11 protein-coding genes are annotated in these 14,741 nt (G+C 67.2%); 6 read left to right on the top strand and 5 right to left on the bottom strand.

The window, feature by feature from the left end; translation table 11 throughout:
- Nucleotides 1-8: 8 nt before the first annotated feature.
- On the top strand, nucleotides 9-1,406 hold the full coding sequence (locus QO207_RS15975; RefSeq protein WP_301533342.1) for a cytosine permease: 1,398 nt from the start codon (nucleotides 9-11) through the stop codon (nucleotides 1,404-1,406).
- A gap of 202 nt (nucleotides 1,407-1,608) precedes the next feature.
- On the opposite strand, the gene lapD is transcribed toward QO207_RS15975, so the two are convergent.
- Together lapD and lapG are read right to left on the bottom strand one after the other, a co-directional pair.
- Nucleotides 1,609-3,561 carry a cyclic di-GMP receptor LapD gene (gene lapD / locus QO207_RS15970; RefSeq protein ID WP_301533341.1) on the bottom strand — a complete coding sequence of 651 codons (1,953 nt, stop codon included), beginning with the start codon at nucleotides 3,559-3,561 and terminating at the stop codon, nucleotides 1,609-1,611.
- 12 nt (nucleotides 3,562-3,573) lie between these two features.
- Nucleotides 3,574-4,275, bottom strand: coding sequence for a cysteine protease LapG (gene lapG, locus QO207_RS15965; protein WP_301533340.1), 702 nt, complete (start codon nucleotides 4,273-4,275; stop codon nucleotides 3,574-3,576).
- A gap of 208 nt (nucleotides 4,276-4,483) precedes the next feature.
- Between lapG and QO207_RS15960 the strand changes: the two genes are divergently transcribed.
- Genes QO207_RS15960 through QO207_RS15945 form a run of 4 tightly spaced genes read left to right on the top strand, consistent with a single transcriptional unit; the run spans nucleotide 4,484 to nucleotide 10,887 of the window.
- Nucleotides 4,484-5,629, top strand: coding sequence for an efflux RND transporter periplasmic adaptor subunit (locus QO207_RS15960; protein ID WP_301533339.1), 1,146 nt, complete (start codon nucleotides 4,484-4,486; stop codon nucleotides 5,627-5,629).
- Nucleotides 5,626-8,721: a multidrug efflux RND transporter permease subunit gene (locus tag QO207_RS15955; RefSeq protein ID WP_301533338.1), complete on the top strand. Its 3,096-nt coding sequence runs from the start codon at nucleotides 5,626-5,628 to the stop codon at nucleotides 8,719-8,721. The genes QO207_RS15960 and QO207_RS15955 overlap by 4 nt, the downstream gene beginning before the upstream one ends.
- Nucleotides 8,722-8,773: 52 nt before the next feature.
- Entirely contained in the window at nucleotides 8,774-9,466 is a 693-nt protein-coding gene (locus QO207_RS15950) for a heavy metal response regulator transcription factor (RefSeq protein ID WP_253444129.1), read from the top strand.
- The gene (locus QO207_RS15945) at nucleotides 9,463-10,887 is read left to right on the top strand and encodes a heavy metal sensor histidine kinase (protein ID WP_301533337.1); all 1,425 of its coding nucleotides are present in this window, start codon (nucleotides 9,463-9,465) and stop codon (nucleotides 10,885-10,887) included. Before QO207_RS15950 ends, QO207_RS15945 begins: the two co-directional genes overlap by 4 nt.
- 3 nt (nucleotides 10,888-10,890) lie before the next feature.
- On the opposite strand, the gene QO207_RS15940 is transcribed toward QO207_RS15945, so the two are convergent.
- The 3 genes from QO207_RS15940 to QO207_RS15930 all read right to left on the bottom strand — a co-directional run bounded on the left by QO207_RS15940 (nucleotide 10,891) and on the right by QO207_RS15930 (nucleotide 12,361).
- Nucleotides 10,891-11,253, bottom strand: coding sequence for an ankyrin repeat domain-containing protein (locus QO207_RS15940; RefSeq protein WP_301533336.1), 363 nt, complete (start codon nucleotides 11,251-11,253; stop codon nucleotides 10,891-10,893).
- Nucleotides 11,254-11,323: 70 nt separating this feature from the next.
- Entirely contained in the window at nucleotides 11,324-11,722 is a 399-nt protein-coding gene (locus QO207_RS15935) for a YbaN family protein (RefSeq protein WP_301533335.1), read from the bottom strand.
- Nucleotides 11,723-11,773: 51 nt separating this feature from the next.
- Nucleotides 11,774-12,361, bottom strand: coding sequence for a YecA family protein (locus QO207_RS15930; protein WP_301533334.1), 588 nt, complete (start codon nucleotides 12,359-12,361; stop codon nucleotides 11,774-11,776).
- A gap of 209 nt (nucleotides 12,362-12,570) precedes the next feature.
- Here QO207_RS15930 and recQ point away from each other — a divergent pair, with 209 nt between their 5' ends.
- Nucleotides 12,571-14,715 (top strand): DNA helicase RecQ, encoded by a 2,145-nt coding sequence (recQ, locus tag QO207_RS15925; protein WP_301533333.1) that lies wholly within the window; start codon nucleotides 12,571-12,573, stop codon nucleotides 14,713-14,715.
- Nucleotides 14,716-14,741: the final 26 nt, after the last annotated feature.

Raw genomic sequence — 14,741 nt, 5'->3', positions numbered from 1 at the left:
AAAAAACGATGTCCGATACTCCGCTGATCGAGAACCATACCGTCGATTACGTGCCGCCGGCCGAGCGCCATGGGCGTTCCCGCGACCTGTTCACGCTATGGTTCAGCACCAACATCGCACCGCTGCCGGTGGTCACCGGCGCAATGGCGATCCAGGTGTTCCATCTCGACCTGCTCTGGGGGCTGATCGCCATTGTCCTGGGCCACATGTTCGGCGGCGTGTTCCTCGCCCTGGCATCGGCACAGGGCCCGCAGATGGGCATCCCGCAGATGGTCCAGAGCCGGGGCCAGTTCGGCCGTTACGGCGCCTTGCTGATCGTGTTCTTCACCGCGCTGATCTACGTCGGCTTCTTCATTTCCAACATCGTCCTGGCGGGCAAGTCGATCCAGGGCCTGGTGCCGGCGACCCCGACTCCCGTGGCGATCATCCTCGGCGCGCTGAGCGCCACCGCCATCGGCGTGATCGGCTACCGCTTCATCCACACCCTCAACCGCATCGGTACCTGGGTAATGGGCGGCGCGCTGCTGGTGGGCTTCGCCATCATGTTCGGCGGCGACCTGCCGGCGAACTTCCTCTCCCGCGGCGCCTTCAACCTRTCCGGCTTCCTGGCCACCCTGTGCCTGGGCATCATCTGGCAGATCAGCTTCGCGCCCTACACCTCGGACTACTCGCGCTATCTGCCGACCAGCGTCGGCATCGGCAAGCCGTTCCTGGCGACCTTCGCCGGCGCGGTGGCGGGCACCAGCCTGTCGTTCAGCTTCGGCGCCGTCGCCGTGCTGGCGACGCCGGAGGGCACCGACGCGATGGTGGCGGTCAAGCAGGCCACCGGCATGTTCGGCCCGGTGCTGATGCTGCTGTTCCTGCTCAACATCATCAGCCACAACGCGCTGAACCTTTACGGCGCGGTGCTCTCCATCGTCACTTCGATCCAGACCTTCGCTGGCAGCTGGACGCCCAGCGTGCGCGTGCGCGTGGTGCTGTCCTCGGTGGTGCTGGCAGGCAGTTGCCTGATGGCGCTGGGCGCCTCGGCCAATTTCATCTCGCAGTTCATCGGCCTGATCCTGACGATGCTGATCGTGCTGGTGCCCTGGGCCTCGATCAACCTGATCGACTTCTACCTGATCAAGCGCGGCCGCTACGACATCAACTCGATCTTCCGTCGCGACGGCGGCGTGTACGGGCTGTTCAACCCGCACGCGATCATCGCCTACTTCATCGGCATCATCGTCCAGCTGCCGTTTGCCAACACCTCGCTGTTCGTCGGCCCCTACGCCAACTACATCGACGGCGTGGACCTGTCCTGGCTGGTCGGCCTGCTGGTCACCATCCCGCTTTATTACTGCCTGGCCACCCGCGGCCAGACGCGCGAAGCCGGCCAGCCGGTGGCGCTGGGTATCGCCGAGTAAGGGTTTCGACCTGGGTTTTACACTCTCTGCCCCGCCGGGTTTCGGTGGGGCTTTTTTTTGCCTGGGATTTGAGTGGGAGGCGGGTTCGCGAGCAACAACGATGGCGTCCCCCTCGCTCCTACAAGGAAGCGCCAGGCTCACCGGCCAATGTAGGAGCGAGCTTGCTCGCGAACCGCTTTACGCTGTGGCCCGGGGAGTCAACCTAGCCGTTCTTCTGCGACGGCTTCGGCGCGCCGATGAGACGGCCCATGGCGCCGGCAATGCCCATCTCGCGCAGGATCTGCAGCTCGCCCTCGGTCTCGACCATCTCCGCGATCAGCGGCAGGTCGATGCTGTTGGAGGCGCGGTACATGGCTTCGATGAACAGGCGCTTGTCATTGTCCTGGTCGATGGCGCGGATGTAGCTGCCGTCGATCTTCAGGTAGGCAAGGCCGAGGCGGGTGAGGTTGCCGATCAGGCTGAAGCGCCCGCCGAAGTGCTGCAGGCCGAGCTTGGCACCGACTTCCTGCACGGACTGGGCGAGCTTCTCCAGTTCGGCTGGCGGCGGCAGGTAACGTTCGTCCACTTCCAGGGTCATCAACCGTGCTTCCTGCGGGTGAGCGCGGAGGATCTCGAACAGCTGACGCAGGGGCTCGGCGCTGCGCACGGTTTCCGCTGACAGCGACAGGGCCAGTGGCGCCGGTTGCTGGGCGAGGTGGGCGAGGGCGTGTTCGAGCATCGCCAGGTCGAAGCGTGCGGACCAGCCGAAGCGCTCGATCCAGGGCAGGAACTGCCCGGCGGCAACGGCTTCGCCCTTGGGATCAAGCAGCCGCGCGAGGACCTTCTGGTGCAGCAGCTCGCCATTCTCGGCGCAGCCGCGCACCGGCTGGAACCACAGCTGCAGCTTGCCCTTGAGCAGCGCATCGTCGAGCCATTCGCGCCAGGCGCGGGAGTCCTGCGCGGGCTGGTTGCTGGAGCTGTCCAGGCGCTGCCAGGGATGGTCCGGGGTGGCCTGGGACTGCGCCAGCGCCTGGTCTGCACGGGACATCACGCTGGCCGACGATTCACCGGGACGGAAGGCCGTCAGGCCCAGGTGCGCCACCGGCGTGCAGTCGCTGGCGCCGGTGCCGCGCAGGTTCTCCAGGGCGGCGCTGAGTTCGTCCGCCAGGTGCTCGGCGCTGGCGCTGTCCGGGCCGGGGGCGAGCAGGGTGAACTCGCCGCCACGGCTGCGCGCGGCCAGCCAGTCCGGGGTGCCGTGCTGTTCGCGCTCGCGCTCCAGCAGCTCGGCTACATCGCGGATCAGCGCATCGGTGCGCTGGCCGCCGAGGCGCTGGTTGAGCCCGGCCAGGTCGTTCAGGCGCAGCAGCAACAGATAGCCGGCGGCGTTCTGTTCGCTGGGGGACAGTTGCGCATCCAGCCGCGCATCGAACAGGCGACGGTTGGCCAGGCCGGAGAGGCTGTCCTGATAGGCCTCTTCGCGCAGCTTCTCGCTGCGGGTGGCTTCCTCGGCGAACAGCGCCTTGAGCTTGTCGACCATCTGGTTCATCGCCTGCACCACGCGCCGGAGTTCCGGGGTGCGCGGTTCCCTGGGCAGGGTGAGGAATTCGCGGCGGGTGATGGCGTGGGCCTGCTGGACCATCTGGTCCAGCGGTTTCAGCTGGGTACGCAGCAGCCAGCCGCCGAGCACGGCGCTGACCAGCCCGCAGGCCAGCAGCCAGACGAGGCTGCCCAGCGCGCCGTCCCACAGCTTGGCCAGGGCGAACTGCGGATGGCTGACCACCTCGACCCGCGCAGCCTGCTCCCAGCCACGCATGATCAGCGCGTCGCCACCCTGGGCCTTGAGGTTGACCAGCTTGGCGAACCAGGCCGGCACCTGCTGGTTCTGCGTGTCGCTGTCGCGTTCGACGATGACCTTGCCCTCGGGGATGCTCACTACGCGGATGGTGGCGAAGTAGCCGGAGTCGAAGATCGAGCTGACCATCAGCTCGATCATCGCCGGGTCGTCCACGTGCGGGGTGAGCGACAGGCCCAGCGCGGTGGCGGCGTCCTGGGCATGGGAGCGCAACTGGCCGATCAGCTGCTCGCGGGAGCTTTCCAGGCTGGCGGCGAAGCTGCCGGCGAAGGCCACCACGAGGAACAGGCAGATCGCCAGGAACAGTTGCTTGAGCAATGACATGCCGGGGTTCTCCTATCGCGTCTCGTCGAGGTCCAGGCCCTCGGCGCGCATCTTGGTCAACAGGTCCTGCCAGCGCGACAGCTTCTTGCTGTCGCCGGTGCGCTTGCCGCCATTGGCGCCGGGCAGCCACAGGCCGTCGGCGTTGAAGGCGTAGACGGGCAGGAGGTCCTTGCGCTGGGAGGCGGGCTTGATCTGCGGGATCAGGTTGTCCAGCACCAGCGGCTCGGCAGTGGGGGTGGCGTAGTAGGTGAGCACCATGTGCGCCTGGTTCTGCTGCAGCGCCTTGACGTAGGTGATGCGCAGCTTGTCGCTGGCAACGCCGAGGCGGCGCAGGGTGACGAACTTGGCGATGGAATAGTCCTCGCAGTCGCCAGCGCCCTTGTAGAGGGATTCCACCGGCGTCGCCCAGTAGTCCTCCTGGTGCCAGACGGTGCGGTCGTCGGTGAATACCAGGGCGCCATTGAAGAAGGCATTGACCGCCTTGAGCTTGGCGGGCTCGTCGAGGTTCTCGCTGTCTTCGATCAGTCGGGCCCAGGATTCGATGCGGGTCTTGGCGGTGCCGAGGTTGCCGTATTTCTGCTCGGCGTTCTTCAGGATGGTGTCGAAGTTCCAGGCGGCGCCAGCGGTCAGTGCGAGGAGCGCGAGCAGCAGCACGCCGGCCCGCAGACGCAGCGGGCTGGCGAACAGCCGTGGGGCTCCTCGGGGTGGCTGCATCGCCAGCGCTCCATGTGGGATGTGTGGAGTCTAGGCGCTCTTCGAGAACTTGCGCTGGCGCATCGCCATGGAGCGCAAAGCCGCGTCATACGGGGCTTTTCGGCGAATCTGACAGGATTGTCATTTAAGGGTCAGGCTGCGGTCCCGGGTGCTGGCTTATAACCCCAGGATGCGGCCGCTGTGGCCGAACCAGACGCAGGAGAGCGGGATGCAGGGGCAACGGCGGGTTTGGCTGGCAGCAGGGCTGCTGGGGGTGACGGCGCTGGGAGCGGGCATCTGGGGTTTTGCCGGCCGCCACGAGGCGCCACAGGCCGCGGCCCAGCCAGCCGGTGTGCCGGTGACCCTGGCGCGGGTGGCCCGCGAGGACCTGACGCAGAACATCGATGGCGTCGGCACCGTCACCTCGCTGCACAGCGTGCTGGTGCGCCCGCAGGTGGAAGGCCAGCTCACCGCGCTGCTGGTGGAGGAGGGGCAGATGGTCAAACAGGGCGAGCTGCTGGCGACCATCGATGACCGCGCCATCAACGCCGCGCTGGAACAGGCCGAGGCGACCCGGCAGAGCAACCAGGCGCAGCTGCGCATCGTCGAGCAGGACCTGGCGCGCTACCAGACCCTGAGCCAGCGCGGCTCGATCTCCCGGCAGATTCTCGAACAGACCGTCGCCGAGGCCGCCCGTCTGCGCGCCACCCTGCGCGGCAACCAGGCCACCATCGACGCCGAGCGCGTGCGCCTGTCCTACACCCGCATCACCTCGCCGGTCGCCGGCCGCGTCGGCATCCGTAACGTCGACGTCGGCAACCTGCTGCGCACCAATGACAGCAGTGGCCTGTTCACGGTGACGCAGATGTCGCCGATCTCGGTGGTCTTCGCCCTGCCGCAGGAAAGCCTGCCGCAGCTGCAGCCGCTGATGAAGGGCGATTCCCCGGTGGTCGCGCGCAGCCGCGATGGCGGCCAGTTGCTCGGTGAAGGCCACCTGCGCAGCATCGACAACCAGGTTGCCAGCAGCACCGGGACCATCCGCGTGCGCGCGGTGTTCGACAATCAGGACGGCCAACTCTGGCCGGGGCAGTTCGTGGCCATCGACCTGCAATCCGGCGTGCTGCGCAACGGCCTGGTGCTGGACAGCCGCGCCGTGCGCCGTGGCCTGGATGGCGCCTTCGTGTTCCGCATCGAGGACGGCAAGGCGAAGAAGGTGCCGGTGCGCATCGTCCAGGAAGTGGATGGCCGCACCCTGGTCGAAGGTCTGGCGGCGGACGATGAAGTGGTGCTCGACGGCCATTCGCGCCTGACCCCCGGCGCTCGCGTGGACGTACAGGGTGACGTACAGACCCTGGCCCGCCGGAGCGCGCCATGAGCGTGCGCGCCGGCATGTCCGGCTGGTGCGTGCGGCACCCCATCGCCACCTGCCTGCTGACCATCGCCTCGCTCTTCCTCGGCCTGCTGGCGTTCTTCCGCCTCGGTGTGGCGCCGCTGCCGCAGGTGGATTTCCCGACCATCCAGGTGCAGGCGCTGCTGCCCGGTGGCAGCCCGGAGACCATGGCGTCGTCGGTGGCAACCCCGCTGGAGGTGCAGTTCAGCGCCATCCCCGGCATCACCCAGATGCTCTCCACCAGCGCCCTGGGCTCGACCACCCTGACGCTGCAGTTCGACCTGGAAAAGAACATCGACGTCGCCGCCCAGGAGGTCACCGCCGCGATCAACGCCGCTGCCGGACGCCTGCCGGCGGACATGCCGAACCTGCCGACCTGGCGCAAGATCAACCCGGCGGACAGCCCGATCATGATCCTGCGAGTGAACTCCGAGCTGATGCCGCTGATCGAGCTGAGCGACCTCGCCGAAGTGCTGCTGGCGCGCCAGCTCAGCCAGATCGGCGGGGTCGGGCAGATCTTCGTGGTCGGCCAGCAGCGCCCGGCGATCCGTATCCAGGCGCAGCCGGAAAAGCTCGCCGCCTACCGCCTGACCCTGGCCGACCTGCGCCAGTCGCTGCAGTCGGCGAGCATCAACCAGGCCAAGGGCGCGCTGTTTGGCGACGGCCGCGTGTCCACCTTGGCGGCCAACGACCAGCTGTTCAGCGCCAACGAGTACGGCGATCTGGTGGTGGCCTACCGCGCTGGCGCTCCGGTGTTCCTGCGCGACCTGGCGCAGGTGGTGAAGGCGCCGGAAGACGACTACGTGCAGGCCTGGCCGGACGGCCGCCCCGGCGTGGCGCTGGTGATCCTGCGGCAGCCCGGCGCGAACATCGTCGACACCTCCGATGCCATCCAGGCCGAGCTGCCGCGCCTGCGCGAGATGCTGCCGGCGGGCGTCGAGGTGGAAGTGCTCAACGACCGCACCCGGACCATCCGTGCTTCGCTGCATGAAGTGGAGCTGACCCTGCTGCTGACCATGGCCCTGGTGGTGCTGGTGATGGGGCTGTTCCTGCGCCAGCTGTCGGCGACCCTGATCGTCGCCACGGTGCTGGCGGTGTCGCTCAGCGCCAGCTTTGCGGCCATGTACCTGCTGGGCTTCACCCTGAACAACCTGACGCTGGTGGCGCTGATCATCGCCGTGGGCTTCATCGTCGACGACGCCATCGTGGTGGTGGAGAACATCCACCGTCACCTGGAGCAGGGCAAGGACCGGGTGCAGGCGGCGCTGGCCGGCGCCTCGGAAATCAGCTTCACGGTAGTGTCGATCAGCTTCTCGCTGATTGCCGCGTTCATCCCGCTGCTGTTCATGGGCGGCATCGTCGGACGGCTGTTCCGCGAGTTCGCGGTCAGCGTCACTGCGGCCATCCTGATTTCGGTGGTCGCCTCGCTGACCATTGCGCCGATGCTGGCCTCGCGTTTCATGGGCGCGCCGAAGCATGGACATGATGACGCAGGCATCGCCGGATGGCTGCTGGCGCGCTACGCCAGGGGGCTGGACTGGTCGCTGCATCACCAGCGCACGGTGCTGGTCGGTTTCGTGGTCTGCGTGGCCATCGCGGTGGGCGGCTACGTCGGCATCCCCAAGGGCTTCTTCCCGTCCCAGGACACCGCCTTCGTCTTCGGCACCACCCAGGCCGCCGAGGACATCTCCTATGCCGACATGGCGGCCAAGCACAAGCAGCTCGCCGACATCGTCGCCGCCGACCCGGCGGTGCAGAGCTACAACCACGCCATCGGCATCACTGGCGGTAGCCAGAGCCTGGCCAACGGGCGCTTCTGGATCGTGCTCAAGGACCGTGGCGACCGCGATGTCTCGGTGGACGAGTTCATCAACCGCATCCGCCCCCAGCTGGCCAAGGTGCCGGGCATCGTCCTCTACCTGCGTTCGGCGCAGGACATCAACCTCGCCACCGGGCCGGTGCGCACCCAGTACCAGTACGCCCTGCGCAGCAACGACAGCGCGGCGCTGGCGCAGTGGGCGGACCGCCTGACCCAGCGGCTGAAGGAGGAGGGCGGCCTGCAGGATGTGTCCAACGACCTGCAGATGGGCGCCAGCGTCACTTCGCTGGAAATCGACCGGGTGGCGGCGGCGCGCTTCGGGCTGTCCGCCGAGGACGTCAGCCAGACCCTCTACGACGCGTTCGGCCAGCGCCAGGTCGGCGAATTCCAGACCGAGGTCAACCAGTACAAGGTCATCCTCGAACTGGATTCGCGCCAGCGCGGCCGCGCCGAAAGCCTGGCGTGGTTCCACCTACGCTCGCCACTGACCGGTGAGATGGTGCCGCTGGCGGCCGTGGCGCGGGTCGCCCCGGCGAAATCCGGGCCGCTGCAGATCAACCACAACGGCATGTTCCCGGCGGTGACGCTGTCCTTCAACCTGTCGCCGGGCGTGGCCCTGGGCGATGCGGTGGGGCTGGTGCAGCGCGCGCAGGAGGAGATCGGCATGCCGTCGAGCATCCGCGGCGAATTCCAGGGTGCCGCGGCGGCCTTCCAGAGTTCGCTGGCGAGCCAGCCGCTGCTGATCCTCGCGGCGCTGTTCGCGGTCTACGTGATCCTCGGCGTGCTCTACGAGAGCTTCGTGCACCCGCTGACTATCCTTTCCACGCTGCCCTCGGCGGGCATCGGCGCGGTGTTCCTGCTCTGGGGCTGGGGCCTGGAGTTCTCGGTGATGGCGCTGATCGGTTTGGTGCTGCTGATCGGCATCGTCAAGAAGAACGGCATCCTGATGGTCGACTTCGCCCTGGCCGCGCAACGCCAGCGCGGGTTGTCGCCCTATGACGCGATCCGCGAGGCGTGCCTGGCGCGCTTCCGGCCGATCATGATGACCACGCTGGCTGCTTTGCTCGGGGCGATCCCGCTGATGATCGGCTTCGGCACCGGCTCGGAGCTGCGCCAGCCGCTGGGCGTGGCGGTGGTCGGCGGGCTGGTGTTCAGCCAGGCACTGACGCTGTTCAGCACACCGGTGGTGTACCTGGCGCTGGACCGGCTGTTCCATCGCCAGCAACTGGCTCCGGCCGCCGTGGGAGGTGCGGTATGAGAAGCGGCTGGGTAGCATGCCGGACTGCGAGCGTCGCGAATGGAGGGCTGGCATGCGCGTACTGATTGTCGAAGACGAGAGCAAGACCGCCGACTACCTGCAGCGCGGTCTGAGCGAGCAGGGCTTCACCGTGGACGTGGCGAGCAACGGCATCGACGGCCGGCACCTGGCGCTCAACGGCGAATACGACGTCATCGTCCTTGACGTGATGCTCCCCGGCATCGACGGCTACGGGGTGCTGCGCGCCCTGCGCGAACAGCGGCAGACGCCGGTGATCATGCTCACCGCCCGCGAGCGTGTGGAAGACCGCGTGCGCGGGCTGCGCGAAGGCGCCGACGACTACCTGATCAAGCCGTTCTCCTTCCTCGAACTGGTGGCGCGCCTGCAGGCCCTGACCCGCCGTGGCGCGCACCTGGAAAGCGCGACGCAGATGCGCATCGCCGACCTCGCCATCGACCTGGTAAGCCGCCGCGTGCAGCGCGGCGGCACGCGCCTGGAACTGACTGCCAAGGAATACTCGCTGCTCTGCGTGCTGGCCCAGCGCAGTGGCGAAATCCTTTCCAAGACGGCCATCGCCGAGCTGGTCTGGGACATCAATTTCGACACCGACACCAACGTCGTCGAGGTCGCCATCAAGCGCCTGCGCGCCAAGCTCGACGGGCCTTTCGACACCAAGCTGCTGCATACCATCCGCGGCATGGGCTACGTGCTGGAAAGCCGCGCCGCCCAGGAGCGCGAGGCGTGAGGGGGCTGTCGCTGTCCACGCGCCTGGCGGGCATGTTCGCCGCCGCCGCGCTGGGTATCTTCCTGCTCATCGGTTCGGCCATCTACTGCGTGCTCGACGGGCAGATCGAACGCCTGCAGCGCTCGGAGCTGGACACCCGCTTCAACATGGTCGCGCGCATGCTCGACAAGTCCGACCTGGCCGAGCGCTGGCCGCACATGCAGCTCAAGCTCAACACCCTGAGCCAGGAGTACGAACTGATCCGCTTCTGGATCGACAGCGACGACACGCGCTTCCGCTACGGCCAGCCCAGCGAGGCGGTGCAGCGCATGCTGCGCAGCGGCAATGGCTATGCGGAGCTGGAGCTGCCGGGGCACGATTCCCCGCTCAGCGCCCGCGTCGGCGTGTTGCCGGCCAGCGGCGGACGCCCGGCGCTGGTGCTGCTGGCGGCAATCGACAGCGTGGCCTTCCAGCATGCCCGCCACGCCACGCTGATCACGTTGTTCGTGCTCTCCGCGCTGGGCATCGCCCTGGCGACTCTATGCGGGCACTGGATCGCCCGGGTCGGCTTGCGGCCGCTGCATGCGCTGTCCGCCGAGGCGCGGCAGATCAGCCCGAAACAGCTGTCACAGCGCCTGCGTCTGGAGGGCCTGCCGGCGGAATTGTCGGCGCTCGCCGGCGCCTTCAATGAAGCGCTGGGCCGGCTGGAGCAGGCCTACCTGCGCCTGGAGTCGTTCAACGCCGACGTCGCCCACGAGTTGCGCACGCCGCTGGCCAACCTGATTGGGCAGAGCCAGGTGGCGTTGTCCCGCGAGCGCAGCGCGCAGGATTACGAAGAAGTCCTGCAATCCAACCTGGAAGAACTGGAGCGCCTGCGCGCCATCGTCAACGACATGCTGTTCCTCGCCCGCGTCGACCAGGGCGGGCTGGCCGCCGAGCGGGTGGAAACCTCGCTGGCGGCGGAGGTGACCAAGACCCTGGACTTCCTCGACGTGATCTTCGACGAGCAGGACGTGCAGGTGAACCTGCGCGGCGATGCCCGCGCCTGCGTCGAGCGCGCGCTGTTCCAGCGCGCGGTGACCAACCTGCTGTACAACGCCGCCCAGCACACCGCGCCGGGCGGCCGCATCGAGGTGCGCCTGAGCGGCGAACGCGGCGCCGCGCTGGTGGAGGTCAGCAACCCCGGCGAGCCGATCACCGCCGAGCAGCGCGCACGCCTGTTCGAGCGCTTCTACCGCGCCGACCTCGCCCGCGCCAACAGCCAGAGCAGCCACGGGCTGGGGCTGTCCATCGTCAAGGCGGTGGCGAGCATGCATGGTGGGTCGGTGTTTGTGCGCAGCGAGGGGGGCGTCAACACCTTTGGCTTTACCGTCGATGCCGTAGGGGAGATGGGAAATCGTTCTGAGGGAGATGGGATAGCGGGGGCTATTGTGCCTGCCTGAAGTTCAACAGCCTGCGTTCAGAAGCTTGAGGACGTCATCATGATTCAGCAGCCTTGCCAGGTCGGAAGGCAGTAGTCCGTTGGCATCCGGCAAAGCCTTCGCGCCCAGTGCGAGTAGTAGGGCTACCGCTTGGGGGTGATCCTGTTCAACCGCGCAATGCAGAGGAGTGAAGCCTGTTTCGCCGGGCTTGTTGATATCCGCACCAGCCTCGACCAGCATTTTTATGGCCTCACAATCACCCCAGCAACTGACAATATGCAGCGGTGTATCACCCCAGCCGTTCTGGTAGTCGACTGAGCTTATCTGGTGACCGAAGTAGTCCGGAACAGACTCGATCTCGGTAAAAATTTCCTTGAGCGTGCGCATAGCCGTCAGCACCTCCACCAATCCTTGGGATGTCTGGAAAGAATCGTGCCAGGCCGCCTAACTGAATAGCCTAATCCAACCGCCGAGTCTTCGTCCGAATCAGATAGATAGTCACCAGCGTCGCACTGGTCAGCATGAACGCCCAGGCCCACGGGCGCTGCACGATGAAGCCGGAAATCAGGATGCTGCACCACATCAAACCGATGGCGTAGACCTTGCCCTTGAGCGGGATGCCTTCGCCGTCGAGGTAGTCGCGAATCCACGGGCCGAGTTTCGGGTGGTTCACCAGCCAGTCATAGAAGCGCTGGGAGCTGCGCATGAAGCAGGCGGCGGCGAGCAGGAGGAAGGGCGTGGTGGGCAGGACCGGCAGGAAGATGCCGATCACACCCAGGGCCACGCTGAGCCAGCCGACGCCGAGCAGCAGGTAGCGAACCCAGGCGTGGCGGCTCTGGCGGATTTCTCGTGGCATCGACTGGCGCGAAGCGAGTCCGGAGCCGCGTGGCGCAGCTCCGGTGGCGGATCAGTGAGTGCGCGGCTTCAGCAGCGCCGGCTTCTCTTCCGGGGCCTGGCACAGCAGGAACAGGTTGGTCAGCAGCTCGGGGATCTGCGCGACCATGTCGTCCACCAGGCCGCGGTCGCTGGCGATCTCGTCGAACTCGGGCTGTTCGTCGAACAGGCCGGAACCGACCATGATCGGCAGCAGCAGCTCGCTGACTTCTTCCTCGGCCTGTTCGAACCAGATGGCCTCGCGCAGGAACACGCCTTCCATGAAGCCGATGCACCAGCCGCGGATATCGGAGTCGTCCGGCTCGTCGCCCAGGTAGGGTTCGCAGGGCAGTTCCAGCTCCTCGTCACCGGCCATCTGGCGGATGATGTGCGCCTTGAGCTGGACCAGGGTGGCCTCGATCTCGCTGCGCTCTTCCTCGCTGCGGTAGTGCGGCGGCTCGGCGAACAGGGCGTCGATCCACTCGCGCTCGGGCACTTCCTCCGGGCAGATCGCCAGGGCGGTCAGGTAGCCGTGTGCCGCCACGTAGTCCAAGGCTTCCTCGTGCAGGTCATCGGCATCGAGAAAGGCTTGCAGGCGGGACAATTGGTCGGCGAAGGACATCGGGTACTACCTCGGAGGTGATCGGTCCCGAATTGTAGTCTTTCCGCAGGCCTGCGGCAAAAGCGAAATGCCCGTGCAGCCCGCGCCGACGCAGGGCTCTGACGCAGAGCTCGGATGCATGTGACGGATTTTTCCGCAGTTTCCCGGACAAGGTGCCGGTCGCAGCGGGATCGCTTGCGTATAATGCGCGGCTTCATTCGGAGTACCCCATGCTCGATCAGGCCCTGCGCATCCTCAAAGACGTTTTCGGTTACGACGCCTTCCGCGGCAATCAGGCGCGGATCATCGAGCGCGTGGCCGGCGGCGGCGATGCGCTGGTGCTGATGCCCACCGGCGGCGGCAAGTCGCTGTGCTTCCAGGTCCCGGCGCTGCTGCGCGACGGCCTGACGGTGGTGGTCTCGCCGCTGATCGCGCTGATGGAAGACCAGGTCGCCACGCTGGACGAGCTGGGCGTGCCGGTGGCAGCGCTGAACTCGTCGATGAGCCCCGAGGCCCAGCGCGATATCGCCGATCGCCTGCAGCGCGGCGAGATCAAGCTGCTCTACCTCGCCCCGGAACGCCTGGTGCAGCCGCGCATGCTGGCCTTCCTGCAGCGCCTGCAGATCGGCCTGTTCGCCATCGACGAGGCGCACTGCGTATCGCAGTGGGGCCATGACTTCCGTCCCGAATACCTGCAACTGGGCCAGCTCGCCGAGCTGTTCCCGGACGTGCCGCGCATCGCCCTGACCGCCACCGCGGACATGCGCACCCGCGAGGAGATGATCCAGCGCCTGCACCTGCAGGGCGCCGAGCAGTTCCTCTCCAGTTTCGACCGGCCGAACATCTTCTACCGCATCGTGCCCAAGGAGCAGCCGCGCAAGCAGCTGCTGGGCTTCCTCGCCGAACGTCGCGGCGATGCGGGCATCGTCTACTGCCTGTCGCGCAAGAAGGTCGAGGAGGTTGCCGAGTTCCTCTCCAATCAAGGCTTCCCGGCGCTGCCGTACCACGCCGGGCTGGCCAACGACCTGCGCGCCTATCACCAGAAGCGCTTCCTCAACGAGGAAGGGCTGATCATGGTCGCCACCGTCGCCTTCGGCATGGGCATCGACAAACCCAACGTGCGCTTCGTCGCCCACCTGGACCTGCCCAAGAGCCTGGAGGCGTACTACCAGGAAACCGGCCGCGCCGGCCGTGACGGCTTGCCCGCCGACGCCTGGATGGCCTACGGCCTGCAGGACGTGTTGCTGCTGCGGCAGATGATGCAGAACTCCGAGGGTGACGAGCGCCACAAGCGTGTCGAGCGCCACAAGCTCGAAGCCATGCTGGCACTGTGCGAAGAGACTCGCTGCCGCCGCCAGGCGCTGCTGGCCTACTTCGACGAGGTGATGCCCAACCCCTGCGGCCACTGCGACATCTGTGTCGACGGCGTGGAGACCTGGGATGCCACTGAGCCTGCGCGCCAGGCACTGTCGGCCATCTACCGCAGCGGTCAGCGCTACGGCGTCGGTCACCTGGTGGACGTACTGCTGGGCAAGGACACCGAAAAAGTGCGTAGCGTCGGGCACCAGCACCTGGCGGTGTTCGGCATCGGCAAGTCCCGCGCCGAGGAGGAGTGGCGCACGCTGTTCCGCCAGTTGGTCGCCCGTGGCTTCGCCGACGTGGACGTCGACGGTTTCAACGGCCTGCGCCTGACCGAGGCCTGCCGCCCGCTGCTGCGCGGCGAGGAAACGCTGGCCCTGCGCCGCGATCCCAAGCCGCAGCGCAGCAAGTCTGGCTCCTCTGGCGGCGCCAGTTCGGCCAGCCAGCTGGTGCGCCAGGAAGAGCGCGATATGTGGGAAGCCCTGCGCACCCTGCGGCGCAAGCTGGCGCAGGAACATTCCGTGCCGCCCTACGTCATCTTCCCCGATGCGACCCTGCTGGAAATGCTGCGCAGCCAGCCGCGCTCGCTGTCGGACATGGCCCAGGTCAGCGGCGTCGGCGCGCGCAAGCTGGAGCGCTACGGCCAGGCCTTCCTCGACGTGCTGGTCGAATCCGAGGCGGCACCCGCCACCCCGGCGCCGGTGGCCGATCTCAGCCACGAACTGGTGACCCTGGCCCGCGCCGGCATGACCCCGGCACAGATCGCCCGCCAACTCGATTGCAGCGAGAAGAACGTCTACAGCCTGCTGGCCGAGGCTATCGGCAAGCAGCAGCTGGGTCTGGAGCAGGCGCTGGACCTGCCCGAGGAACTGCTGGGCGAGATCCAGGACGCCTTCCTCGACGAAGACGGCGAGCTGCCACCGGTGACCGCCATCGCCGAGCTGTTCGAAGGCCGCGTGCCGCTAGGTGTGCTGCATTGCGTGCGTGCTGCGCTGCAGGCCGAGCTCGAGGTCTGACCGGCGGGCAACTTATGTCGCAGGGC

The sequence above is a fragment of the Pseudomonas sp. CAN1 genome (genome assembly GCF_030462585.1).
Classification (GTDB): Bacteria; Pseudomonadota; Gammaproteobacteria; order Pseudomonadales; family Pseudomonadaceae; genus Pseudomonas.
This window is presented reverse-complemented; position numbering and strand designations above follow the sequence as displayed.